General features: G+C 43.2%; 18 protein-coding genes. 14 read left to right on the top strand and 4 right to left on the bottom strand.

Annotated elements, in window-relative coordinates; translation table 11 throughout:
• Positions 1–8: 8 nt before the first annotated feature.
• The gene (tsaD, locus tag D2U88_RS00730; protein ID WP_119638386.1) at positions 9–1,037 is read right to left on the bottom strand and encodes a tRNA (adenosine(37)-N6)-threonylcarbamoyltransferase complex transferase subunit TsaD; all 1,029 of its coding nucleotides are present in this window, start codon (positions 1,035–1,037) and stop codon (positions 9–11) included.
• Positions 1,038–1,138: 101 nt separating this feature from the next.
• Here tsaD and D2U88_RS00725 point away from each other — a divergent pair, with 101 nt between their 5' ends.
• The 4 genes from D2U88_RS00725 (at position 1,139) to D2U88_RS00710 (ending at position 8,627) form a co-directional block, all read left to right on the top strand.
• Positions 1,139–5,557 carry a translocation/assembly module TamB domain-containing protein gene (locus D2U88_RS00725; protein WP_235855688.1) on the top strand — a complete coding sequence of 1,473 codons (4,419 nt, stop codon included), beginning with the start codon at positions 1,139–1,141 and terminating at the stop codon, positions 5,555–5,557.
• Positions 5,558–5,691: 134 nt separating this feature from the next.
• Positions 5,692–6,678 carry a 6-phosphofructokinase gene (gene pfkA / locus D2U88_RS00720; RefSeq protein ID WP_119638384.1) on the top strand — a complete coding sequence of 329 codons (987 nt, stop codon included), beginning with the start codon at positions 5,692–5,694 and terminating at the stop codon, positions 6,676–6,678.
• A gap of 24 nt (positions 6,679–6,702) precedes the next feature.
• The gene (gap, locus tag D2U88_RS00715; RefSeq protein WP_119638383.1) at positions 6,703–7,704 is read left to right on the top strand and encodes a type I glyceraldehyde-3-phosphate dehydrogenase; all 1,002 of its coding nucleotides are present in this window, start codon (positions 6,703–6,705) and stop codon (positions 7,702–7,704) included.
• A gap of 71 nt (positions 7,705–7,775) precedes the next feature.
• The gene (locus tag D2U88_RS00710; protein ID WP_119638382.1) at positions 7,776–8,627 is read left to right on the top strand and encodes an N-acetylglucosamine kinase; all 852 of its coding nucleotides are present in this window, start codon (positions 7,776–7,778) and stop codon (positions 8,625–8,627) included.
• Here the strand turns inward: D2U88_RS00710 and D2U88_RS00705 are convergent.
• Both D2U88_RS00705 and D2U88_RS00700 read right to left on the bottom strand, forming a co-directional pair.
• The gene (locus D2U88_RS00705) at positions 8,620–9,000 is read right to left on the bottom strand and encodes a RidA family protein (protein WP_119638381.1); all 381 of its coding nucleotides are present in this window, start codon (positions 8,998–9,000) and stop codon (positions 8,620–8,622) included. The genes D2U88_RS00710 and D2U88_RS00705 overlap by 8 nt on opposite strands.
• Positions 9,001–9,044: 44 nt before the next feature.
• Positions 9,045–11,732 (bottom strand): putative LPS assembly protein LptD, encoded by a 2,688-nt coding sequence (locus tag D2U88_RS00700; RefSeq protein ID WP_119638380.1) that lies wholly within the window; start codon positions 11,730–11,732, stop codon positions 9,045–9,047.
• A 130-nt stretch (positions 11,733–11,862) separates the two neighbouring features.
• Between D2U88_RS00700 and D2U88_RS00695 the strand changes: the two genes are divergently transcribed.
• From D2U88_RS00695 to D2U88_RS00650, 10 genes are all read left to right on the top strand, one after another.
• The gene (locus D2U88_RS00695) at positions 11,863–13,065 is read left to right on the top strand and encodes an N-acetylmuramoyl-L-alanine amidase family protein (protein ID WP_119638379.1); all 1,203 of its coding nucleotides are present in this window, start codon (positions 11,863–11,865) and stop codon (positions 13,063–13,065) included.
• Positions 13,066–13,132: 67 nt separating this feature from the next.
• Complete coding sequence (locus D2U88_RS00690; RefSeq protein WP_119638378.1) at positions 13,133–14,101, top strand: MlaD family protein; 969 nt, start codon at positions 13,133–13,135, stop codon at positions 14,099–14,101.
• A complete protein-coding gene (locus tag D2U88_RS00685) occupies positions 14,102–15,430 on the top strand; it encodes a 4Fe-4S dicluster domain-containing protein (protein WP_119638377.1) in 1,329 nt (442 codons plus the stop codon). It begins immediately after the preceding gene.
• Between the two features lie 10 nt (positions 15,431–15,440).
• Positions 15,441–16,226: a (Fe-S)-binding protein gene (locus D2U88_RS00680; protein ID WP_182859071.1), complete on the top strand. Its 786-nt coding sequence runs from the start codon at positions 15,441–15,443 to the stop codon at positions 16,224–16,226.
• A gap of 1 nt (position 16,227) precedes the next feature.
• Entirely contained in the window at positions 16,228–16,710 is a 483-nt protein-coding gene (locus D2U88_RS00675; RefSeq protein ID WP_119638376.1) for an ABC transporter ATPase, read from the top strand.
• A 91-nt stretch (positions 16,711–16,801) separates the two neighbouring features.
• Positions 16,802–19,714, top strand: coding sequence for a glycoside hydrolase family 3 N-terminal domain-containing protein (locus tag D2U88_RS00670; RefSeq protein WP_119638375.1), 2,913 nt, complete (start codon positions 16,802–16,804; stop codon positions 19,712–19,714).
• Positions 19,715–19,743: 29 nt separating this feature from the next.
• Complete coding sequence (bshA, locus tag D2U88_RS00665) at positions 19,744–20,886, top strand: N-acetyl-alpha-D-glucosaminyl L-malate synthase BshA (RefSeq protein ID WP_119638374.1); 1,143 nt, start codon at positions 19,744–19,746, stop codon at positions 20,884–20,886.
• 70 nt (positions 20,887–20,956) lie between these two features.
• Positions 20,957–21,346 carry a hypothetical protein gene (locus D2U88_RS00660; protein ID WP_147378492.1) on the top strand — a complete coding sequence of 130 codons (390 nt, stop codon included), beginning with the start codon at positions 20,957–20,959 and terminating at the stop codon, positions 21,344–21,346.
• Positions 21,347–21,459: 113 nt separating this feature from the next.
• Positions 21,460–22,629, top strand: coding sequence for an OmpA family protein (locus D2U88_RS00655; protein WP_235855687.1), 1,170 nt, complete (start codon positions 21,460–21,462; stop codon positions 22,627–22,629).
• A gap of 135 nt (positions 22,630–22,764) precedes the next feature.
• Positions 22,765–24,468 (top strand): carbamoyltransferase family protein, encoded by a 1,704-nt coding sequence (locus tag D2U88_RS00650; RefSeq protein WP_119638372.1) that lies wholly within the window; start codon positions 22,765–22,767, stop codon positions 24,466–24,468.
• On the opposite strand, the gene D2U88_RS00645 is transcribed toward D2U88_RS00650, so the two are convergent.
• Complete coding sequence (locus D2U88_RS00645; protein WP_119638371.1) at positions 24,465–25,628, bottom strand: GNAT family N-acetyltransferase; 1,164 nt, start codon at positions 25,626–25,628, stop codon at positions 24,465–24,467. The genes D2U88_RS00650 and D2U88_RS00645 overlap by 4 nt on opposite strands.
• Positions 25,629–25,631: the final 3 nt, after the last annotated feature.

Raw genomic sequence — 25,631 nt, 5'->3', positions numbered from 1 at the left:
AAGGTTGGTTAGCTGCCGATGGCATAACGGGCTTTGGCCGCGACACTTTGATCCGTAAATTTCCCCTTTTCAAATTTAAGATAACCCACAATTCCGATCATGGCGGCATTATCTGTGCAATACTCAAATTTAGGAATAAAGGTTTGCCAACCTAGGGTTTCCTCCGCTTCCTTCAGTCTTGCCCGGATTCCAGAGTTAGCGGCAACTCCGCCGCCAATGGCTACCTGCTTGATCCCGGTTTGATCCACGGCCATTTGGAGCTTTTCCATCAAAATATCCAAAATGGTATGCTGTACCGATGCACAGATATCGTTGATGTTTTCTTCCACAAATTTGGGGTTCTTTTGGGTTTCCCTTTGCAAAAAGTACAGGATACTTGTTTTTAGGCCACTAAAGCTGAAATTGAGCCCATCTACCTTCGGTTTTGGAAAATCAAAAGCATTGGGATTTCCCAGCTTGGCATACTTATCTACCAAAGGACCACCAGGGTAGGGCAATCCCATCAATTTTGCACTCTTGTCAAAAGCTTCACCCACGGCATCATCCAATGTTTCCCCTAATACTTCCATGGTAAAATGGTCCGTCACTTTTACAATTTGGGTATGTCCGCCGCTTATGGTCATGGCCAAAAATGGAAAGGTGGGCTGGGGCTTATTTTCATCCTCAATAAAATGCGCCAGAATGTGGGCTTCCATATGGTTGACCTCGATCAAAGGAACGTTGAGACCCAATGCCAACGACTTGGCAAAAGAAGTGCCGACAAGCAAGGAGCCCATGAGTCCCGGACCTCGTGTAAAGGCTATGGCGGATAGTTCTTTTTTATCGATATTTGCTTTGGCCAAGGCCTGGTGCACCACGGGAACAATGTTTTGTTGATGTGCCCTAGAAGCCAACTCTGGGACAACACCTCCATATTGCTTGTGGATTTCTTGCGTAGCCACTACATTGCTCAGTACATTTGTATGGCAAAGTACGGCAGCAGAAGTGTCATCGCAGGATGATTCGATCGCAAGAATATATTTTTTTGTAGCTGTCACTGGTTTTGGAACAAAAATTGGTCATCAAAGGTAAAACATAAAGCCCTATCAAAAAACTTCGTAAAATACTGCTGCGCATCCTACTGGCTATTTTGCTGTTCATGGTATTGGGCTCCCTGGTACTTTCCATGCCCGTTGTACAGACCAAGTTGGCCAAATATGCCATGGATTCCGTGAACGAGGAGTTTGGGACCAATATACAGATTGACCGCGTTAGTCTTTCCCTTTTCAATTTGAACACTGGCGTTAAGGGAATTTATGTTGAGGATTATAAAAAGGACACCTTATTCTACATCCACAAACTGACCACTTCCATCTTGAACCTTCGGAACATGGCCAATAACAAAATGGAATTTGGGGACATTGAGGTGGACGGCCTTGTTTTCAATCTAAGGACCTACGAAGGGGAAACGGATACCAATCTGGATGTTTTTGTGGACAAATTGGATGATGGGAAACCTAGGGATCCGGGAACCCCTCCTTTTTTCCTTTCTTCGGATGAGATACAAATCCATAACGGGAAGTTCCGTTTGATCGATGACAACCTTGAAAAGCCAAAAACCTTGGATTTCAATGACGTCTCCATCTTGGCATCCGATTTCCAGATATTGGGACCCGAAGTGACCACAAAAATCGAAGATCTTTCCATGTTGGCGCGTCGTGGTATTCTTTTGAAAAAACTTGCTGCGGATTTTAAGTATACCAAGGAGGAGATGCGCTTCGATTCCCTGCTCATCGACACCGAACAATCGGAACTGAAAGGCAATCTGGTGTTCACCTACGATCGGGAAGATTTTGCCCAGTTTGTGGATCGCGTACAGCTCAATGCCAATTTTACAGAGTCTACGGTAGCTTTGAACGAGGTGAATACTTTTTATAATGAGTTCGGTCAGGATAAAGTGGTCAATTTTACAGGGAATTTCAGCGGGGTACTTAACCAGATCAAGGTGAAGGACTTGTTTTTGAATACGGATAACACCGGGATCAGGGGTGACTTTGAGTTCGATAACATGTTCAGCGATTTGGCCCCTTTTGTGCTGCGTGGCGATATCGACAACCTCACTTCGAGTTATTACCAGTTGAGAGGAATTTTACCGAAAATCTTAGGGGAGAACATTCCGGAGTCCGTACAGAAATTGGGGCAGTTTACGGTTAGGGGGGACGCAGAGGTCACCGAAACCTCCATCGATGCCACGGTGAATCTGAACACGGCAGTGGGTGACAGCTATGTGGATCTGCAGATGACCAATATCCAGACCATAGAGGATGCCTCTTACATTGGTTTTATTTCGTTGATGGATTTTAATTTGGGTGATTTCATCAATGATGACCAACTTGGATTCACCTCTTTGGACATGAACGTGGAGGGTAAGGGATTTGTGGCCGAAAGTCTGAATACCGAGGTTAGGGGAGAGATATACAAGTTGGAATACAACAATTATGAATACAATAAAATAAAGGTTTCCGGTATTTTGAAGGATCAGCTCTTTGATGGGATTCTGTTGTGTAATGATGATAATTTTAGATTCGATTTTAAAGGATTGGCAGATTTTGGGGGAAGGGAGAACAAGTTCAACTTTGTTGCCGCGGTGGATTATGCCGACTTGAAGGAATTGAACTTTATTGACGACAGCATCAGCATCTTCAAAGGCCACGTGAATATGGATATCGAAGGAAACAACTTGGATGACATGGTCGGGCAAATGAACTTTACTAATACCACCTATCAAAATATAAATGACACCTACTACTTTGAGGATTTTACGGTGAACTCCTCCTTCGACAAGGATACCGTGCGCACAGTGGAGATCAATTCACCGGATATCATCACCGGTTATATGAAAGGTAAGTTCAAGGTAGGTGAGTTGGGTAGATTGGTTCAAAACTCCATTGGTAGCATTTACACCAACTACAAACCGTTCGAGATTTCGGATGGCCAACATGTGGATTTCAACTTTAAGATATATAACAAAATTGTGGATGTGTTCTTCCCAGAAGTTGTTTTTGATGCCAATACCTTTATCCGTGGTAGTATTCAGGCGGATGAAAGGGATTTTAAGCTCACCTTTAAATCGCCGAGCATAGAGGCTTTTGGGAATAAGTTCGATAATTTGGAACTGAAAATAGACAACAAAAACCCTCTTTTCAACACATTTCTATCCGTTGAGGACCTTTCCACGGCCTATTACGATATCAAGGATTTCAGTTTGATCAATACCACTCTTAAGGATACCCTTTTCTTTAGAACGGAATTTAAGGGGGGGAGCCAATATAACGATAGCTACAACTTAAACTTTTACCATACCTTCAACGAGAATAACAAATCCGTGATCGGGCTCAAAAAATCCGATGTCAGTTTTAAGGGCAATACGTGGGTGTTGAACCGTGACGGGAATAGCAAGAACAAAGTAATTTTCAACAGCGCTTTGGATAGTATTAAGATCGAAGATCTGGTGATGGACAACAACAATGACGAACAGATTCGGTTACGGGGAGAGATAGCGGATACAACCTATAAGGATTTGGACCTTCAATTTAAATTGGTGTCGTTGAACAAGATTACCCCTGCCATTGACAGCTTGAAGATGAACGGGGCCGTGGACGGTTTCCTCAATATTTTGCAGAAGGACGGCAAATATCTGCCCACATCAAGTCTGAAGATTCAGGATTTTAGTGTCAACGATATCCATTTGGGCGACATGGAGATCGGCATTTTCGGAAACAACGACCTCACCGAGTTTGGAGTGAGCACCTGGTTGAACGACAATGGGAAGGAAAAACTGAGCATCAACGGAAAGGTGACCAACTTCAACAATAAACAGGAATTGAACTTGACGGCCGATTTTACAGATTTTTCGCTGGAACCCTTCAGTCCCTTGGGGGATGGTGTCATTTCCAATATTCGTGGGAAGGTCAATGGTAGCACCCGGATTACTGGCGAAGCGACCAACCCATCCATCAATGGGGAGTTGACCTTGAACGATGCTGGGATTGGAATACCATACCTGAATGTTGATTATGATTTTGCCCCATTTTCCCGCGTGCGTCTGTTCGACCAAACTTTCTATTTTGAGAAGGTGGGACTTTCCGATGTGGCAGAGGGAACCAAGGCCACCTTGGATGGCACCATAAGCCATACCGAATTTTCAAATTGGTATCTGGGCTTGGACGTGGACACCAACAACGACCGCTTTATGATCCTGAATACGGAATATGATGAGGAATCTTTATACTACGGCCAAGGTTTTATCAACGGAACAGGAAGCATTTATGGCCCTACGGATGCGTTGACGATTTCCGTGGATGCCTCCACGGCAAAAGGTACATCATTAAAAATACCCCTGAGCGATGTAACCAGTGTCGGGGATTATTCTTTTATCAATTTCATCAATAAAAAAGAAACCAATTCCTTTGAAGAAGAACGGGTACTGGAAGAATACCAAGGTCTGGAAATGGCGTTTGACCTGGCCGTGACCCCTGATGCCGAAGTGGAAATTGTGGTGGATCGGGCTTCTGGTAGCTCCTTAAAAGGTACAGGGGAAGGTATTCTGTTGATAGAGATCAATACCAATGGCAAGTTCAATATGTACGGGGAATTTGTGGCGGTGACCGGGGAGTACAACTTCAAGTATGGAGGAGTCATTGACAAGAAATTTAAGGTTCGCCCAGGAGGGACTATCCTTTGGGAGCGTGATCCTTTGGCTGCACAGTTGAATCTTGAAGCGGTTTATTCCCTCAATGCCAATCCGGCCCCATTGTTGGACAATGCTGGGTACACGGGAAGAATCCCCACGGAGGTGGTTGTTCGTTTGGATGGAGAACTGGAAAGGCCCAATGTCAATTTTGACATCGATTTCCCGGGAACCAACTCCGTGGTACAATCAGAACTCCAATATCGTTTACAAGACCCCACTGTAAAGGAAAGGAATGCCTTTTTCCTATTGGCACAAGGAACCTTTGTAAACGCACAGACGGGCATCAACCAGCAAGCGGTCACCGGGAATTTGATACAGACCGCCTCAGGCTTGCTCAACTCAATTTTGGGAAGTAATAACGATAAATTCAATCTGGGAGTGTCCTACGAACAAGGACTTTTGGCCCCCAATGCCGATACCCGAACGGAAAACAGAATCGGGGTGACAGTTTCTACCCAAATTTCCGACAAAATCCTGGTGAATGGCAGGGTTGGGGTACCTGTAGGAGGAGTATCGGAAACCGTAGTTGCCGGGGATGTGGAAGTACAGGTGTTGTTGAACGACCAAGGAACCCTGAGTGCAAAGATTTTCAACAGGGAAAATCAGATCCAGCAATTTTTGGCAGAACGGCAAGGGTATACCCAAGGTGTGGGTCTGTCCTATCAAGTGGATTTTGACAGTTTCAAGGAGTTGATGCAAAAGGTCTTCCAAAAGAAAGAGAAAGCAGTACAACCAGCACCTCAAAGACCCACTTCGGAGGTAATGGGGAGAGACAGTCTCATTCGCTTTTCCCAAAAGGCGGACAATATCCCGAACAGGCCCTAGGAGATTTGTATTTTTACACGAATTTCATCTAAATTTTTACGAAAACGTTTGAGGAATACGTTGAAATTAAATAAATTATTAAGCCATTCATAATTTCAATAAAGTTTCCTAGTTTTGACCTCTTAAAATTTTTAATGGCTTCAGAAATTAAGAAAATTGCCGTCTTCACATCAGGTGGGGACTCACCGGGGATGAATGCGGCCATACGTTCAGTGGTTCGTACCTGTGCGTATTTGGAAAAGGAGTGTGTGGGTATCTACAGAGGATACCAGGGAATGATCGAAGGGGATTTTAAGCCCATGGACGCCCGTAGCGTAAACAACATCATAAATAAGGGAGGTACTATATTAAAATCGGCCCGCTGTGAGGAATTCAGGACTCCGGAGGGTAGAAAGAAAGCACACGACCAATTGGTCAAGGAAGGTGTTGATGCTTTTGTGGTCATAGGAGGGAACGGAAGTTTCACAGGTGCCCTAAAGTTCAATGCGGAATATGGCTTTCCTGTGATAGGAATCCCAGGGACCATCGACAATGATATTTTGGGCTCTTCCTATACTATTGGTTTTGATACGGCCATCAATACCGTAGTTGAGGTAATCGATAAGATCAGGGATACCGCCAGTTCCCATAACCGCTTATTTTTTGTGGAAGTAATGGGTCGCGATGTTGGTCATATTGCCTTGAACGCAGGTGTGGGTGCCGGTGCAGAGGAAATTTTGATTCCCGAGCAGAACCTCGGTCTTGAAAGGTTATTGGAGTCCTTGAAGCGAAGTAAGGCTTCTGGCAAGTCGTCCAGCATTGTAATCGTTGCAGAAGGTGATAAGATAGGGAAGAACGTTTTCCAACTCAAGGAATATGTGGAAGAACATTTGCCGATATACGATGTGCGGGTATCCGTTTTGGGCCATATGCAACGTGGAGGAAGCCCAACCTGTTTTGATAGGGTGTTGGCCAGTAGAATGGGAGTGAAAGCCGTGGAAAGCCTTTTGGAAGGCAAATCCAACCTCATGGTGGGTATCCGCGATACCAAAATGGTATTGACCCCATTGGCGGAAGCCATCAAGGCCCATACAGAAATAGACGAAGAACTCATCAGAGTTTCCGATATAATGACAACTTAATGTAAACACTTTAAAAAAGTAAAAATGTCAAATTTGAAAATAGGAATCAACGGATTCGGTAGAATTGGAAGGTTGGTCTTTAGGGCAACCGTTAAAAGAGGCGATGTAGATGTAGTGGCCATCAACGATTTGTTGGACGTGGATCATCTTGCCTACTTGTTGAAGTACGATTCGGTACATGGTTTGTTCGATGGTACCGTAGAAGTGAAAGACGGCCATTTGGTCGTAAATGGTAAAACGATCAGGATTACTGCCGAACGTGATCCCAAGAATTTGAAATGGGACGAAGTTGGTGCTGAGATCGTTGCCGAGTGTACCGGTATCTTCACCACTTTGGAAATGGCCCAGTACCACATAGATGGTGGCGCCAAAAAAGTGGTTATCTCCGCTCCTTCAAAAGATGCCCCCATGTTTGTTATGGGTGTAAACCATAAAGAAGTAAAGCCAACCGATACCATTATTTCCAATGCTTCCTGTACCACCAACTGTTTGGCCCCGATTGCCAAGGTGCTTAACGACGAGTTCGGTATTGCTGAGGCGTTGATGACCACGGTACATGCTACCACTGCCACACAGTTGACCGTTGATGGTCCTTCAAGAAAAGACTTTAGAGGAGGTAGAAGTGCCCTATTGAACATTATTCCTGCTGCCACCGGTGCTGCCAAGGCGGTTACCAAAGTAATCCCATCCTTGGAAGGAAAGCTTACAGGTATGGCCTTTAGGGTTCCTACTGCCGATGTTTCTGTAGTGGATTTGACCGTGAAATTGGAAAAGGAAACTTCTTATGAAGGAATCAAGCAAGCCATGAAAAAAGCCTCTGAAGGTGAATTGGCTGGTATTTTGGGTTATACCGATGAATTGGTAGTGTCCCAAGATTTTGTTGGTGATGTGAGGACTTCCATCTTTGATGCCGATGCTGGTATCGAATTGAATTCCAAGTTCTTCAAGGTAGTTTCCTGGTACGATAACGAGACCGGATACTCCAACAAATTGGTTGAATTGGCATTGCACGCAGCAAGCCTATAATTTAGTATCTTACATTGATGATCCTGAGAAGGGTTTTACCCTTTTCAGGATTTCACATAAAATTTTGACGTATGATTTTGATCGTGGATAGTGGTGCCACTAAATCCGATTGGATAGCCCTAGATGAAAAAGGGGAGCAGTTGTTCTTGACCCAAACTTTAGGATTGAGCCCCGAGGTATTGACCAGGGAGGTCATCGAGGACCGTTTGGCCAATAATTTTGAACTTTCCAAAAACAGGACAGAAGTACGTCAATTGTTTTTCTATGGTGCCGGTTGTGGTACCGATAGAATGAAAAATTTCCTAAAAGCCATTTTTAAGGATTTCTTCCCCAATGCCAAAGCAGAAGTAAGGGAAGATACCTTCGCGGCCATTTATTCCACTACCAAAATTGGCAGGCAGGGCATCGTCTGTATTTTGGGTACAGGGTCTAACTGTAGCTATTATGATGGACACCAACTGATTCAAAAAGTAACCTCTTTGGGCTATATTTTGATGGATGACGGCAGCGGCAATTTCTTCGGAAGAAAGCTGTTGCGCGATTATTACTTCCACAAGATGCCACAAGATCTGGGCATAAAATTCGCTAAGGAATACGATTTGGATGCAGATGTGATCAAGGAGCATCTATACAAACAACCCAACCCGAACACCTATTTGGCAACCTTTGCCCGTTTTATCATTGAGAACAAGGAGCACCCCTACTGTAAGGGTGTTATCGAAAAAGGATTGCAACAGTTCGTGAACAACTACATCATGCAGTTCGAGTTGGCCACCAAGGTCCCCATCAGTTTTGTGGGGAGTATCGCCCATTTTTTACAGGACGAGCTCGAAGCTTGCCTGGAACGCAATGATTTGATTTTGGGTGTCATACGAAGAAGGCCCATAGAAGGTCTCGTGGAATTCCACAAAGAGACTATTTAACGGCAATCATAGAAATCTCCACATTCACGAACTTTGGAAGGTTGGCTACTTCCACGGTTTCCCTGGCTGGTGCCGTCTCGGCATCAAAATAAGTACCGTATACCTCATTGATCTGTGCAAATTGGTGCATATCCTTAATAAAAATAGTGGATTTGACCACGTGCTCAAAAGTCATTCCCGCTTCATCCAAAATAGCTTTCAAGTTTTCCATGGACTGCTTGGTTTCCTTTTTGATGTCCCCTTCCACAAGTTCTCCGGTGGCTGGATCAATTGGAATTTGCCCAGAAATATATAGCGTGTCTTTTATTAATGTAGCCTGATTATAGGGGCCAATAGGAGCTGGTGCTTTGGAAGTATTGATGATTTTTTTCATGTGTTCAAGGTTTCTAGGTTATGGATTTAAGGTAAGTAAAAATATTATCGGTTGCTAAATGGCTGACTTCTGTTTTCCCATTTAAGGTCGCTGAGGATGGAGCTTTTGATCCCAATGAAGAAATACCATCTTTCATACCTTCCGAAAGGTGTCCAATCAAAACTCAGCTTAAAACTTCCCAAATCCCGTTTAAAGGCAAATCGGGTATCCGCAAATCCCTTGTTTTTGAGGTCATATCCGGAGTTGAAGCCGACCTCCCATTTAGGGGAAAGCTGAATGTTCCCTGAAAACATCAGGGAATGGTTGGTGATTTCGCTTTGTCGGTTGCTATTATTATAGGTGGCCACATACGTAAAACGGGCATCCCAAGGTAATTTGGTATTATAAAGGGGTACTTCTTCATTGTCGTCTTCCCCGTCCTTATTAAAATGCCGGTCCCCCGTTCGAGCTCCTTCCACCTCAAAGGGATTTGCCCCATAGTCCGGGGTTTCTTGCTCCTTGTCGTCCTTCTTTTTGGCGCCTCCTTTTTGGAACATCTCACTATTCAAGGAGAATCCGGTATTTAATCTGGCAGAAGTCAATCGGGCCAGCCCACCTCCATTTTTTATATTCAGGGTATTGATCCTTCTTCCGCTATTGTCAATGGCATAGGGATCGAAGGTTGCCGCAAAATTGATGGGTACATTCTTAATGATCTCTGTGGCACCACTCAAGCTCACGGGACTCAATTTTAAGGAATCTGCCTCAAAATTATAACTGGTGGAAAGCGTTAAGTTGCTAAGGATACTTACCTTTTTGGGTTCCGTGGCCGTCGAGTCCTTGTCCCGGACCTTGGCTTCCAAAGTGTTCTGAAGGCTAAAACTGACCGAACTCCCACGCGATAGGGAAGGTCTTCCGTATAGACTTGTTTCAAAAGGAGTGTATTGTACATCTTCACCGTCACCATCAACATAGGTATCATAAAATTGTTCAAATGATGGTGCATAACTATAGCTGATGGAAGGTCGCATCACGTGTCTCAGGGCCTGTATTTTTTTGCCTTCCCCAAAATTCCAAGTACCGTAAAGCGTTGTTCCGATACTGGTGCCCAAACTATATCGATTAAAGCGGTCAAAACCGGGAATGGTATCAGTTACCACCCTCTCTTCGTCTGCATTGTACTGCCTGCGGATGGTCTCCAAGGTCCAAATATCCTCATAGGTGCCGCTAAGACTTACGCTAAAATATTTGGCTACCTTAAAGTTGGTGGCAATGGGCAACCTATGCCTGGCCCCAACCTTGGCCTCGTCGAACATTTTACTGGTGAAGAAATCTTCCTCCGTAGTGGTGATACTGTTCTGTGCGTTCACATCGTACTGAAAGTTGATGTTCTCGAAAATGCCTTTTTTCACCTCGTCCCTTTTAACAAACGGGTAAATACGTTCCATACTGGCCTGAAAGGTAGGAAGGGACATGTTGATGATCTGTGTCCTGGAGTTTTGGGTATGGCTCAAGGTCAAACTGGTGTTCACAGAAGGATATGCCGGAAAAGTCTTGGAATAACTGATGGATGAGGCAAAGGTGTTCGTTTGCGAATTGTTACGGTTCACCTGGTTCAGTGAGTTGGTGTAATATTGACTACTACCAAGGTTTACCGAAGCTGAAAATCGCGAATTCGGACTGGCTTTTGTATCCTGTGAATGGGATATTCGAATGTTATAGTTACTTGTTCTACTGTAGTCTGTGAACCCTTTCTGACTTCGGATGAGGTTTTCATAACTGATTCTGATACTACCGTTGAACTTGTATCTTTTAGTATAGATGGATTGTCCCATAAGCCCATAACTACCATTGGTATAGTAGTCTCCCGTCACGCTAAGATCTACATAATCACTGATAGGCAAATAATATCCGCCATTTTGGATGAAATAGCCTCGGTTGGGATCGTTACCAAAAGTTGGAAAAATAAGACCAGGAGCCCTTCCCGTTGTTAAGGGGAAATAGGCAAAAGGCAAGGCAACAGGTGTTGGAACATCCACAATGTACATGTTACTGTAACCTGCAATGATTTTCTTCTTAGGTACAAACTTAGCCTTTCGTACCCTAATATAATAGTCAGGATCTACGGTGTCCTTTGATGTGGTCAGTTTACCCTCGCTCAAAAAATACACGGAGTCATTCTCCTTTTTGGTCACTTGGGCGTATACTTTCATGGCATCGCTACCCAATTGACCCAATCCGGCTTGTTGTTCGGTCCTAGAGTTCCAAATCAGGGCCTTTTGTGTATCAAAATTAAAGCGGATGGAATCTGGTCGCACCTCGTTGTCTCCTTGCTTAAAATAAGGCAATTGGGAATAATTGCCCAAAGAATCTTTCATGCGTCCGGCATAGACTTCATTTTTTACGTAATCCATCACGATTACCCCCGCTTTCAGTTCGGTATCCTGATAATAGATTTCCGCCTCGTCGTACAGATAGATCTTGTTGTCCTTTTGGCTCAGTTTGACGTAATCCTTTGCCTTGTACTTGATTTTATCTAACAGTAAAGGCTGCTTTTTGGGGACAGTATCAACTTCAACAGTATCGGTCGCCTTTGTTTTATCGAAGATGTTGGTCGTAAGAATAGGAGCCTGGATTGTATCCCTTGCCGCTTTGATGGGCAAAGGTGTAATCTGGTCTTCCTGAGCACTTAAGATAGCATTGCCACATAGAAGAACAAATAGGAAAACTAGAAGATGTTTATTTGCTTGCAACGTGATAAATCCTATTTTTGTGCTAGTTTGGCCCAGTTTTTGGCCCCAAACTTACATATATTTTTTGGTCTACTTATGTGGGATTACCATATTTTTAACCAATACAGAGCACTATAATCAAGCAGTTCTTATGAATAAAAGTCGGTCAGCATTTTTAGTTTTTCTTCTCTTTGTCCTACCGTTGACATCTTTTACAAAAAATAAAGCTAAGGTGCCGCCGAAAGATAAGTTTGTGGTTGTATTGGATGCTGGACATGGCGGCCATGACCCCGGAAACCTTGGAAATGGATATTTGGAGAAGGATATTGCCTTGGCTATTGTTCTCAAGGCCGGGGAAGAATTGGAGAAAGACCCAAGCATTAAAGTGGTATATACACGGGATGATGACACCTTTGTAGATTTGTTCGTTCGTGGGCAGATTGCCAATCAGGCCAATGCCGATTTATTCGTTTCGGTACATTGTGACTCCCACAATTCGGATGCCAATGGCGCGGGGACCTTTGTTTTGGGATTGCATGCCAACCGACAAAATTTTGAAGTGGCCAAAAAAGAGAACTCCGTAATTTATTTGGAGGATGACTATGCCACTCGCTATGCCGAGTATGATATCAACTCCCCAGAATCCATTATTGGGTTGACTATTATGCAAGAAGAATTTTTGGAACAAAGCATCCAGTTGGGCAAAAAATTGCAGGATAATTTCACCAGCAGGCTCCATAGGAAGGACAGAAAGGTAAAACAGGCCGGTTTTATTGTATTGCACCAAACCTTTATGCCCAGTGTATTGATAGAAACTGGGTTCCTGACCAATAAAAACGAAGGCAGTTATCTGAATTCCAAAAAAGGCCAACAAGAAATGGGCAAGGCCATTGCCGATGCTGTTTTGACCTACAAGGAAGAGGTGGGTAGCGGTACGGTGGCAGGTACCCCGAGCCCAAAGGTAGAGGATACAGAAGTTGCCGTGAATGTTCCCGAGGAGACCAAGAAAGACGAAACCCCGATCAAAGAGGAACCCAAGGCAACACCACCAAAAGAGGAAACAAAAACCGAAACGCAAGTGGTGTCCCCACCCGCTAGTTCAGGAATTGAATACAAGGTACAGATTATGGCAAGTGCCAAAAACATTCCATTGAAGAGTGAAAACTTTAATGGATTGGACCAAATGACCAAGGAGCCCTACAAAAATCTGTTCCGATATATGTATGGTAATGCGAACACATATGACGAGGCCAAAAAGCTTAAGGCGAATGCCGATGCCAAAGGCTATACCACCTCATATATTGTTGCTTATAAAAATGGAAACAGGGTGCCATTGACCGATGCTTTAAAGTAGCCATCAGATCAGTGGTCCTCCTTGTAAAAAATATTCCTAATTTTGTTTAAACTGTAAACCGAATCTTTTGAAACTATCCAGGGAAATCAAGACCGGGATTATCATAGTCGCTGGAATCGTGGCCTTTATCTTTGGGCTGAGCTACTTAAAATCCTCTCCACTTTTTGATAACAACAAAACATTTTACGCCGTATATGATAATGTAGGCGGATTGCAACCTGGCACCCAGGTATCCATCAATGGCTACAACGTCGGCAATGTGACCAGTATCAAGTTTAAGGATGGTTCCGGCAAATTGCTGGTGACCCTTTCCGTGAGCAATGAATTTGATTTTTCTGAAAATAGTGTCGCCGAATTGTTCGATACAGGAATCATTGGAGGAAAAGGGGTACAGATCGTACCAATATTCGACCAAGCGCCAATGGCCAAATCCGGGGACACCCTGCAATCTAAAATAAAACCCGGTATCACGGAACTGGTACAGCAGAAATTGACACCCTTGCAAATGAAGGTAGAAGGGGCCGTTTCCAATGCCGATTCCCTTTTGATGAACGTGAATGAAATCTTGGACGACCCAACCAAAAAACAGCTTCAGGAAACCATAGTTTCGTTGAATGCCTTGGTAAAGTCCTTTAAAGGAAGCGCTGATAATTTAAATGTGTTGCTGGCCAACAACAAAATGCAATTGGACAGCTCCCTGAAAAATGTGAACCGTATCACCTCCAATTTCTCCAAACTCTCAGATTCTTTGGTCAATGCTGACTTGGGTGCTACCCTTGCGGAGTTCCAAGGTACTGTTAGTAAACTCAATGGCATTTTGGCCAAAATCGAAGAAGGGGAAGGCTCATTGGGTAAATTGCACAAAGACGACGCCCTGTATAATAATTTGGCAGCGGCTTCAAGGGAATTGGACTTGTTGCTACAGGACTTCAGGCTAAACCCCAAACGTTACGTGAATGTTTCTGTTTTCGGGAAAAAGCAAAAGGAATATACCCTTCCTGAAAATGATCCGGCCGAACAAAATGAAAATCAGTAGATGGAATACGTGCCCAACATACTCTTTGCCATAGCCCTCATTGTGGGCGTGGGCTACTTTACCCGGAATGTAAAAAAGCTCTCCAGGAACATCAAATTGGGGAAAGATGTGGATGTGAGCGACAACAAACCCCAGCGTTGGCAGAACATGGTTCGGATTGCCTTGGGACAGACCAAAATGGTGGTGCGCCCTGTGGCAGGCATCATGCATATTTTTGTTTATGTAGGGTTCATTATCATCAATATTGAAGTGCTTGAGATCATCCTGGATGGTTTGTTCGGTACCCACAGATTGTTTTCTTCCTTGGGTTCCATATACAATTTTTTGATAGGCTCATTTGAGATTCTGGCTTTCTTGGTCATTGTGGCCGTGGTGGTATTTTGGATACGAAGAAATGTTATCCGGTTGCAACGATTCATCAAACCAGAAATGAAGGGATGGCCCAAAAAGGATGGGAACATGATCCTGTATATCGAATTCGTGTTGATGACGCTCTTTTTGACGATGAATGCAGCGGATTCCCAATTACAGCAAATGGGAGCGGAGCATTATGTGCGGGCAGGTTCATTTCCCATCAGTCAATTTTTGACCCCTTTATTGAGTGGAATGTCCGAATCCGGATTGATGATGGTGGAGCGCACGGCATGGTGGTTACACATCTTGGGCATTTTGGCTTTTTTGAACTATTTGTACTATTCCAAACATCTTCATATTCTTTTGGCCTTCCCGAATACGTATTTTGGAAAAGTTAAGCCGAAAGGGCAGCTCGACAATCTGCAATCCGTGACCAATGAGGTCAAATTGATGATGGATCCCAATGCGGACCCCTTTGCTGCACCTGCTACCACGGATGCTGCAGCAGTGCCGGAGAAATTTGGGGCCTCGGACGTGATGGATCTGAACTGGGTACAATTGCTGAATGCCTATACCTGCACGGAATGTGGACGTTGCACTTCGGAATGCCCTGCCAACCAGACTGGTAAAAAATTGTCTCCAAGAAAGATCATGATGGACACCCGTGATCGTCTGGAGGAAGTAGGTAAGAACATGGATGCCAACAAAGGGGAGTTTAAACCCGATGGAAAACAATTGTTGGACGATTACATCAGTAGGGAAGAGCTTTGGGCGTGCACCACATGCAACGCTTGTGTACAGGCATGCCCTGTTAGTATTGATCCTTTGTCCATCATTGTGGAAATGCGTAGGTATTTGGTCATGGAACAGTCCGCTGCACCAATGGAATTGAACAACATGATGTCCAACATAGAAAACAACGGTGCACCTTGGCCATACAACCAAATGGACCGCTTAAACTGGGTAAACGAATAAATCTAGCACTATGGGTGAACAATTGAAGGTGAAAACCATGCAGGAGTTTATGGCGGAAGGCAAACAACCGGAAATTTTGTTTTGGGTGGGTTCTGCCGGAAGTTATGATGATAGGGCAAAAAAAATATCCAGGGCTTTCGTAAAGTTGTTGAACAAGGCCAATGTTGATTTTGCTGTTTTGGGCCAAGAAGAGAGCTCTACTGGGGATGTGGCCAAAAGAGCAGGCAATGAGTTTTTGTTCCAAATGCAGGCCATGATGAACATTGAATTGCTGAATGGCTATGAAATCAAGAGGATTGTGACCTGCGATCCCCATTCCTTCAATACCCTAAAAAATGAATACCCAGGGTTAGGGGGCACCTATGATGTAATGCACCATACCCAATTTTTGAAAGAACTCTTGGATCAAGGCCGTCTGACCTTACAAGGGGAAACATACAAAGGTAAGCGCATCACCTTTCACGATCCCTGTTATTTGGGTCGGGCCAATACAGTATATGAGGCTCCAAGGGAAGTGCTTGCCAAAACCAATGCGGAACTGGTGGAAATGAAACGCCATAAGACCACCGCGTTGTGCTGCGGTGCAGGCGGGGGACAAATGTTCAAAGAACCCGAAAAGGGAGATATGGACATCAATGTTTTACGAACAAAGGATGCCTTGGAAACCAATCCCAATATCATAGCAACAGGTTGCCCTTATTGTAATACCATGATGACGGACGGTATCAAGGCACATGAAAAAGAAGATAGTGTTACGGTTTTGGACGTAGCCGAATTATTAGCAAACTCCATTTGATATGTTGGTAGAGTTTAACGAATTGCCCAATCATTCCCGAATTTGGATCTATCAATCCAACAGAAGCTTTACGGAATCAGAATTGCAGGATATCCAACAAAGTGTATCGGAATTTTTAAAGCAGTGGACCGCCCATGGTAGTGATTTGCACGCCGGATTCGAGATGAAATACAATAGGTTCATCATCATTGGATTGGACCAGACCAATGCCAGTGCTTCGGGTTGCTCCATCGATGCATCCGTTCATTTCATGCAAACGCTGGAACAGAAATTCCAAGTGGAACTCATGGACCGGATGAACGTTTCCTTCAAACAAGGGGAATACATCGCCTATAAACCCCTGACGGATTTCAAGAAAATGGCAAAGGACAAAGCAGTGTCCGCCAACACCATCGTTTTTAATAATTTGGTGGCCACCAAACAGGAGTATTTGGAAAATTGGGAAGTGCCCGCTAGTGAAAGTTGGCATTCCAGATTTGTTTAGGGAGTTCTTAAATTATCTTAATTTCTGTGCATTCCTCGACCAAATGCAATATTTTTATCAGCAATAAGTTCATGTCTTAGACAAGGTATTTATGCGGATAAACCTCTACTTCTCCCTATTCCTATTCATTTGTATTCAATCTTTTGGTCAAACCGACCCTTTGGTGACCATGGATTCCACAGCGCAAAAGGCTTGGGTGGAAAGCCAATACAATGCCATGTCCCTGCAAGAACGGGTAGGGCAGTTGTTCATGGTCAGTATTGCTTCCAATCAGGATAAAGCTGCTACGGATAAAATCAAGAACCTAGTGAAGCAAGAAGGTATCGGTGGGGTGATATTCTCAAGTGGAACACCAACTGCCCAAGCTAAATTGACCAATGCCTACCAATCCGAGTCCAAGGTTCCCTTACTTATTGGAACCGATGCGGAATGGGGCATGGCCATGCGACTCGATTCCACCTATGCCTTTCCTTGGAACATGACCCTTGGGGCCATTCAGGATAGTACTATTGTGGAAAAGGTGGGTCATCAAATTGGAAAACATGCCAAACGATTGGGGGTGCATATCAATTTTGCTCCCGATCTGGATGTGAACAACAATCCACGAAATCCCATCATTGGGAACCGCTCTTTTGGAGAAGACCCAAAAAATGTATCGCAAAAAGGGATAGCCTTCCTAAAAGGAATGGAAGCCGCCGGGGTGTTGTCCTGTGGCAAGCATTTTCCTGGTCATGGCGATACGGAAACGGATTCCCACAAAGCCTTACCCATTATCGATTCATTTAAGGAAGAACTGGATTCCATAGAATTATTTCCCTTTAGAAAAGCCATGGAAAATGGACTCAGTTCGGTAATGGTTGCCCATTTGGATGTTCCAGCCTTGGAAAGCCGGGAAGGACACCCTTCCACCTTGTCCAAAGCCATTGTCACGGATTTGTTACAGAAGGAATTGGGTTTCCAGGGGTTGATTTTCACCGATGCCCTGAACATGAAGGCTGTTTCACAATTTGCTCCCGATGGGGAAGTGGAATTGCAGGCTTTTTTAGCTGGTAACGATGTGCTCCTGATGCCCGAAGATGTGGACAAGGCCAAAGTAAAGTTGATGGAGGCGTACAATAAGGGAATCATCTCTGAGGAACGGTTGGCCCTTTCCGTAAAGAAAATATTGAAAGCGAAGTACAAGGTAGGGTTGAACGATTATCACCCCGTATCTCTGGAAAACTTATACGAGGACCTGAATTCCATTGAAAACGACGTGCTTTACGAAGAGGCCATAGAAGGAGCCATCACGGTGGCCAAAAATAATTTTTCGTTGATGCCCATCAAAAAACTGGATAACAAGAAAATTGCCTACGTACATTTTGGTGATGATTCCGGTTCCGTTTTTTTGAAATCATTGAACAAATATTTCAAGGTTACGGAAATTGATGCCAAAAGTATCTCGGAATACAAAACGGAACTTGCAAACTACAACTTGGTCATCATTGGTTTTCATAAGAGTAATGCCAGCCCATGGAAGGGATATAAGTTTTCACAGAACGAGTTGTATTGGCTGGAAGAAATATCGCACTTAAGGACCAGCAACACTATTCTTACCCTTTTCACCAAACCCTATGCGCTCTTGGATGTACCCAATTTAGATGCCATGGATGGTGTGGTGGTGGCCTATCAAAACAGTGACATTGCCCAAGAAAAGGCAGCGGAAGCAATTTTCGGTGCCATCGGTACCACCGGTAAATTACCCGTTTCCGCCCATACTGAATTACCCATGGGTACCGGATTGGAAATGAAACCGATTCAAAGATTGGGCTATAGTTTTCCAGAACGTGTAGGCATGAGTTCAGAGGGGTTGGCCATGGTGGACACGTTGGTACAACATGGTATCGATTCGTTGATGTTTCCTGGTGCCCAGGTTTTGGTGGCCAGAAGAGGGAAGGTCATCTATGACAAAAATTTTGGTAAACCTACCTATGACTCCGAAGAGCATATTATCTCCGAATCTATTTATGACCTCGCATCGTTGACCAAGATATTGAGTACCCTGCCCATGATCATGAAGATGGAAGAAGAGGGGAAGATTGCCCTAAATGACACTTTTAAGGATTTGATACCGGAATATGCGGACACAGAGCTGAAGGATGTCACGGTTTTAAAGGCACTGTCCCATTATGGCAGATTACCTTCATGGATAGCCTTTTATCTGGACACCCTAACTAAGGATAGGAAGCCTTCAACTGAATTTTACAGGAACAATCCATCCGAGGCATTTCCGTATAAAGTGGCCGATCATTTATACCTTACGCGGTCCTACAAGGATTCTATTTATAACAGGATTGGAAGACAGACTTTAAAGTCCAATCGCTATCGGTACAGTGATGTGGGGTATTACATTTTCAAGGAATATATTGAGAAGACCTATCAACGGCCCATTGATGAATTGGTCGACGAATTTTTCTATAAACCGATGGGGCTTCAGCGGACTACTTTCAATCCCTTGAAAAAATTTCAGGTGGATGAGATAGTTCCCACAGAAGAGGACGACTATTTCAGATATCAGCGGATACAGGGTTATGTGCATGACATGGGAGCAGCCATGCTGGGTGGTGTTGGGGGACATGCAGGACTTTTCAGTACAGCCAATGAAGTGGCAATAATTATGCAGATGTACCTGCAGGGTGGATATTACGGAGGTGAACAGTTTTTGAACGAACGAACCATTAAAAAATTCAACACTTGCTATTTCTGCAATAAAAATGTACGAAGGGGAGTGGGTTTTGACAAGCCCCAATTGGAGGAAAAAGGACCAACCTGTGGTTGTGTTTCGAGCAAGAGCTTTGGCCATAGTGGTTTTACGGGAACCTATACTTGGGCCGATCCAGATGCCGAGATTGTATACGTGTTTTTGTCGAACAGGACGTATCCCTCTGCTGCCAATAACTTGTTGATCAATTCCGCATTGCGGACACGGATACAGCAGGTTATTTATGATTCCATTATTAACTAGGCACGGATTATTGCCTTAGATTTGTTTTTATGAAAATTGCGATTGTTTGTTACCCGACTTTTGGTGGTAGTGGAGTGGTGGCCACGGAATTAGGGATTGCCCTTGCAGAAAGAGGCCATGAAGTCCATTTTGTGACTTATAGACAGCCTGTGCGGTTGGAACTCTTGGGCAATAACATCCATTTTCACGAGGTGCACGTGCCCGAGTACCCACTTTTCCATTACCAACCCTATGAACTGGCACTCTCGAGCAAATTGGTGGATACCATCAAAATGTACGATATAGAACTGTTACACGTACATTATGCCATTCCACATGCCTATGCAGGCTATATGGCCAAGAAAATGCTCCAGGAATCTGGCATTTTCATCCCTATGATCACTACGCTTCATGGTACCGATATCACCTTGGTGGGCAAGCACCCATTTTACAAACCAGCTGTTACCTTTAGTATCAATAAATCCGATGTGGTTACTTCCGTATCCGAAGCGTTGAAAAAAGACACGATGGAATTGTTCGATATAGAAAAGGAAATCGAAGTGGTTCCCAATTTTATAGAAATTTCCAAATACCGCCCCGAATACACCGATTGCCAAAGATCCATGATGGCTAGGGAAAATGAACGGATTGTGACCCACATCAGTAATTTTAGAAAGGTGAAGCGGATTCCTGATGTAATCAAAATATTTCACAGGATACAAAAAGTGGTACCTGCCAAATTGATCATGGTAGGTGAGGGACCGGAAAAGGAGAGGGCAGAAAAAATGTGTGAGGACCTTGGATTGAAAGACAAGGTGCTGTTTTTGGGCAACAGTAACGAAATTGACAGGATTCTTTGCTTTTCGGATCTGTTTTTGTTGCCTTCGGAATCCGAGAGTTTTGGTCTGGCCGCTTTGGAAGCCATGATCAACAAGGTTGCCATTATTTCCAGCAATACCGGTGGTATCCCAGAGGTGAATATTGATGGGGTTTCTGGGTATTTGGCCGATGTGGGGGATGTGGAGACCATGGCCGCAAAGGCCATTGAAATTTTGAAGGATGATGCCGTTCTGAAGAAATTCAAGGACAATGCGTTCAAGGTAGCCTCCAAGTTTGACATTGTCAACATACTTCCCCTTTACGAGGAAATTTATGAAAAGGCCTACAAATCCCGTTTCAAGAATACCTTTTGATGTGCGATATTTCCTTTTCATAACCTGTATATGTCTACTGTCCTGTAAAGCCCAGAAGGAATCAAAACCAATGGGGCAAGAAATAAAAGATTTGGTTTTGATCGATCAAGATAATTTCAGTACGATAACCGATTATGAGGTTAGGATTATCCAAGACCAAAAATCCCTTCAAAAATTCTACGCCAAGATTAACATGACCCGTAAGCCGGGGCTTCCCGTTCCCATGGTGGATTTTTCAAAGGATATGCTGATTTTGGTATGTTTGGGTCAACAACGAAAGAAAGTTGTTCCAATGCTTTCAAAACTTCAAGAGACTGACCTCTTGGTTTCCATTGCGGTACAGTTAATCGATAAAGAACAAGTTGAACAAACAAGCATTCAACCCATCTACTATCCCTTTTACCTGTATAAAATGCCGATTATCGATAAGACCTTCGATTTTCAAAATATTGAAAACTAGACGTTTAAGAATATTTCTTACTTCTTATCGAAAATTAACGCACTTGAAAGTGCAAAATTTCACTTTTAGGTGATTAGACATAGTTTTGGTTCTCAACCCCAAATCAAAATTGTGTGAAAAAACTTAACCTAAAAGTGTTTGCATTTTTGTCTACTCTTGCCCTGAGTTCCTATGGGCAGAATCTGGATCTGACCAAAAAGGACAGTATTGTTGAGAGTTATTGGCTGGTTAGTTTAGGAACTAATATAGTTGATGATTCGGGCGATGAATTCAGGGAATTGTTCGACATAAAGGAAGCATGGAACATCGCAAAATATCCTTCCCGGTTGAGTTTTGGGCGCTATTTTAAAAATGGGATGGGCATTGAAATGATTGGTACTTTTAACAAATATCGAGAAGGTAAAATTGTGGATGATGTGGTGAACCCAACTGATATCAATTTTTTTTCAATCGATTTAAGAACTAGCTATGACCTAAACATGATAATAGGCGACACAGGTTTTTTCGATCCTTATGTTGGAATTGGAGTTGGGTATACAAATGCCAACAATCAGGGGAGAGGAACTTACAACGGTGTATTGGGATTTAGAACATGGCTTTCTGACCATTGGGGATTGGATTTTAATACCACGGGAAAGTGGACCATGAATACTGACAACGCAACCAATCTCATTCAACACGCATTTGGTGTAGCATATAGGTTCCAAGTAGAGAAGGGACTCTCTAGAAAAGGGCTTGAAAAGTTGGCTCTTTTGGAAGAAATCCAAGAAAAACAGCAAAAGGTTAAGGATTCCATCGCCAAGTTAGAAGAAGATGAAAGGTTGTTGGCGGAACGCATGCAAAAAGAAAGGGAAGCTGTAGAACTTGCCGCAGCCGAACAATCCAAGCAAAAAGCTGAGGAGGCAAGACGAGAGGCACTACAAGATGAGGTTAATAGTCTGGGGAACATACTTTTTGAATTCAATTCATCATATCTAACGGATAAGGATAAAGAACTGTTGGACAAACTCACCAATGTTATGAGGAATGAACCCGACCTGGTCATAAAAGTGATGGCACATACGGATTCTAGGGGGACCCAGAAATATAACCAGTGGCTTTCAGAACGAAGAGCGCAAAGAACTGTTGAATACATGGTATTAAAAGGGGTTTCTGAAGCGAGGATAAGCCATGAGGCATATGGGGAGACCAAGCTGGTCAATGAGTGTAAGGATGGAGTTTATTGTACTGAAGAGGAGCATGCTAAGAATAGAAGATCTGAGTTTGTCATTCAGGAATATTAATTCTTAATGTTCATCGATTATAACTTGATTTTAACGAGTATTTGATTCTTGCTAGAAAAAAGATTCTATTTTCTGTGACCAAAATATACAACACGAACAATAGGTCTTTTCACTAAAATAGGTTAATCTTTTTGCATGGTCATTCTAGGCTTGAACTACTATTTTCATGATTCCACTGCATGTATTGTTGTGGATGGTAAATTAATAGCGGCAATTGAAGAGGAACGGTTGAACAGGGACAAGCACACCCGCGTATTCCCCCAAAAGGCTGTGGATCGCTGTCTCAAAATTGCAGGCTTGAGCTATAATGAAATAGATTACATAGCCGTTTCCATTAAGCCTTCACACAATTTAGGTAAGAAACTGTTGCATTTAACAGGTAACCTCAATAGGTTCAAACCCTTTGTCAATCATGAGTTTGTACATGCCTACAATAAGCAAAAGGGGTTTTGGAACTGGTTCAAATATCATTGGGAAAATAAAAAAAATGGACCTAAAGTCCATTTTATCCCCCATCACTTTAGCCATGCACCTGGATCTTTCTTTGTGTCCCCCTATGAGGAGGCCGCGTTATTGGGAATAGATGGTTCTGGAGAATGGGCAACCACATGGATGGGTTATGGAAAAGGGAATAAAATAGACTGTTTAGGTGAGAGTTTCTTTCCACATTCCCTAGGATCCTTTTACGAGTCCGTGACCCAATTCTGCGGTTTCAGGACAAGTTATGATGAGGGAAAGACCATGGGGCTGGCCCCAATGGGTGACCCTGAAGTGTATAAAGAGGAGGTGGGTAAAATGGTAAGTGTGGATAAGAATGGCCAGCTACATTTTGATTTAAGTTACTTCAATTTTCAGAATATGCACTGGAGAAGACTTTCTCCAAAATTTTATAAGATATTCGGTCCCGGCCGTAACCATGGTGAGCCATTTGAAAAGCGCCATATGGATGTGGCTGCTGCATTTCAAAGGGTATTGGAAGATAGAGTGTTGGAAATCTGTGAGATATTACATCAAAAGACCAAAGCCGACTATCTTGTTATATCCGGGGGAGTTTCCTTGAACAGCGTGATGAACGGACGGATCGTTCGCGAAAGCAAGTTCAAGGATGTGTATGTAATGCCAGCAGCGGGGGATAATGGAACTGCCATTGGAGCTGCTTACTATTTGTACAATGGACTGTTGGGGAATGAGAGAAACTTTGTCCACCTAGATCCTTATGTAGGCACTAGCTATACCAATGAAGAGATTGAGAAAGTGCTCAAGGGAGCAAAACTGCCTTACGAATACCATGAGGATGTTTGTGAGAAGGCGGCTTCTCTGTTGCATGAAGGTCAGATTATTGGGTGGTTTCAAGGGAGAATGGAGATTGGTCCCCGGGCCCTTGGTAGCCGTAGTATTTTGGCCAATCCTGCCATAAAGGACATGAAAGATAAAATCAATGCTGAAGTAAAGTTTAGGGAAGCCTATAGACCTTTTGCCCCTTCGGCAATTGTTGAGGCAAAAGACGACTTTTTTGATTTGGAGGTAGAAGCACCCTTTATGCTAAAAGTATGCAATGTTCTCAAGGAAAAGCAATCGGTTATCCCAGCGGTCACTCACGTTGATGGTAGTGCCCGTTTGCAAACGGTTCGTAGGGAACTGCATCCAAGGTATTACGACGTAATAGAAAAGCTTGGTAAAAAGACCGGTGTTCCTGTAGTGTTGAATACAAGTTTCAATATACAAGGGGAGCCAGTAGTTGAATCACCTGTTGATGCTGTTAGATGTTTTTGGTCTACAGGATTGGACAGTCTAGTGATTGGTAACTTTGTATTAACAAAACGTCATACAAAGGATTAAGACAATATTGGATGTATGATGAACCATCTGTTCTTGATTTTGACATAGTACCGCCCCTTGGACAAATCTGTTTTATAAATCTCAATATTCTTTCTGGGGCTTTCTTCTTGATAGAGCAGATCGTTCAATGTTTTCTTGTACCCTATTTGGTTGCATTCGGCAATTCCACACGGAACCAAATCATTTTCAGAAGGGGGACTTTCCAACGTCTTAAAACCATACGATTCTTGTGGAACTTTGTTTTCCTTGTTTTCTTTCGCCTTCCCAATCAGAAAATCACGAAGGTCGTTCACCTTTTTGGATTTCAAGTATTCTTTGATCACTACACGGTAATGTTCCATCATTCCAATCAACTTGATCAACGGGGACTTCTTAGGAATCATTATCCAATGGTTGAAACGATAGATATGATTGCTCCATTTTTGTTTATAGTCCATACCACCTACGCCCATTTCAAATAGCTTGTATCCGTTATTGATACACCACTCCAATTGTTTGTAGATTTCAACATGACCAAGGCCAAATTTGGCGTAATCCATATCATATGAGGAGACTGAACTGAACAAAACCGGGCCCAGATGGTAGTTCAATGAAATTTCAATAGGGGCAGTATCATCATATATTACAAATAGGGAAGCTTGTTTCTGGAGAATTTGGTCATATGTGTTTTTTTTGAGTTCCATCCATCTCCACATTTCTTTGTGGGTTTCATTTCTTTGATTGAAACGTGCTTTGATCATATTGTGAAGTGCATCAAAAACTCTTTCATAGTCTGTTTGATCCATATCCCCATAATATAATCTATAGGTTATGGGAAAACAGGTTTCCAACCTCCGTACATATCTCCTTATAATGCTTCTTGTTTTCGATTTGAATTGGGATTCAAGATATTGATCGATCGATGAAGATTCCGTAAGATCTATGGAGTATCCCCAATTGTCTTGAGGTACAATCTTGATGTTATAATGCTTCGGGGGTTCATTTAACTTGAAATAGTCAGGGACCAAGCGGAGAGACAGCACAGCTTTACCTTTCTGGTTTAAACCATATTCGTCAGCTTCCAAAGGAGTTCCCATGACAGATGCACCAATGAGGTTTGAAGGTACGGATTCTCTTTCGTAAATGGATTGGAACACATTGTATTTGTGGAGTAGACTCATTAA

This window comes from Flagellimonas aequoris (assembly GCF_003584165.1).
Classification (GTDB): Bacteria; Bacteroidota; Bacteroidia; order Flavobacteriales; family Flavobacteriaceae; genus Flagellimonas; species Flagellimonas aequoris.
Note: the sequence above shows the minus strand (reverse complement) of the source record. Positions and strands in the feature narration are given on the sequence as shown.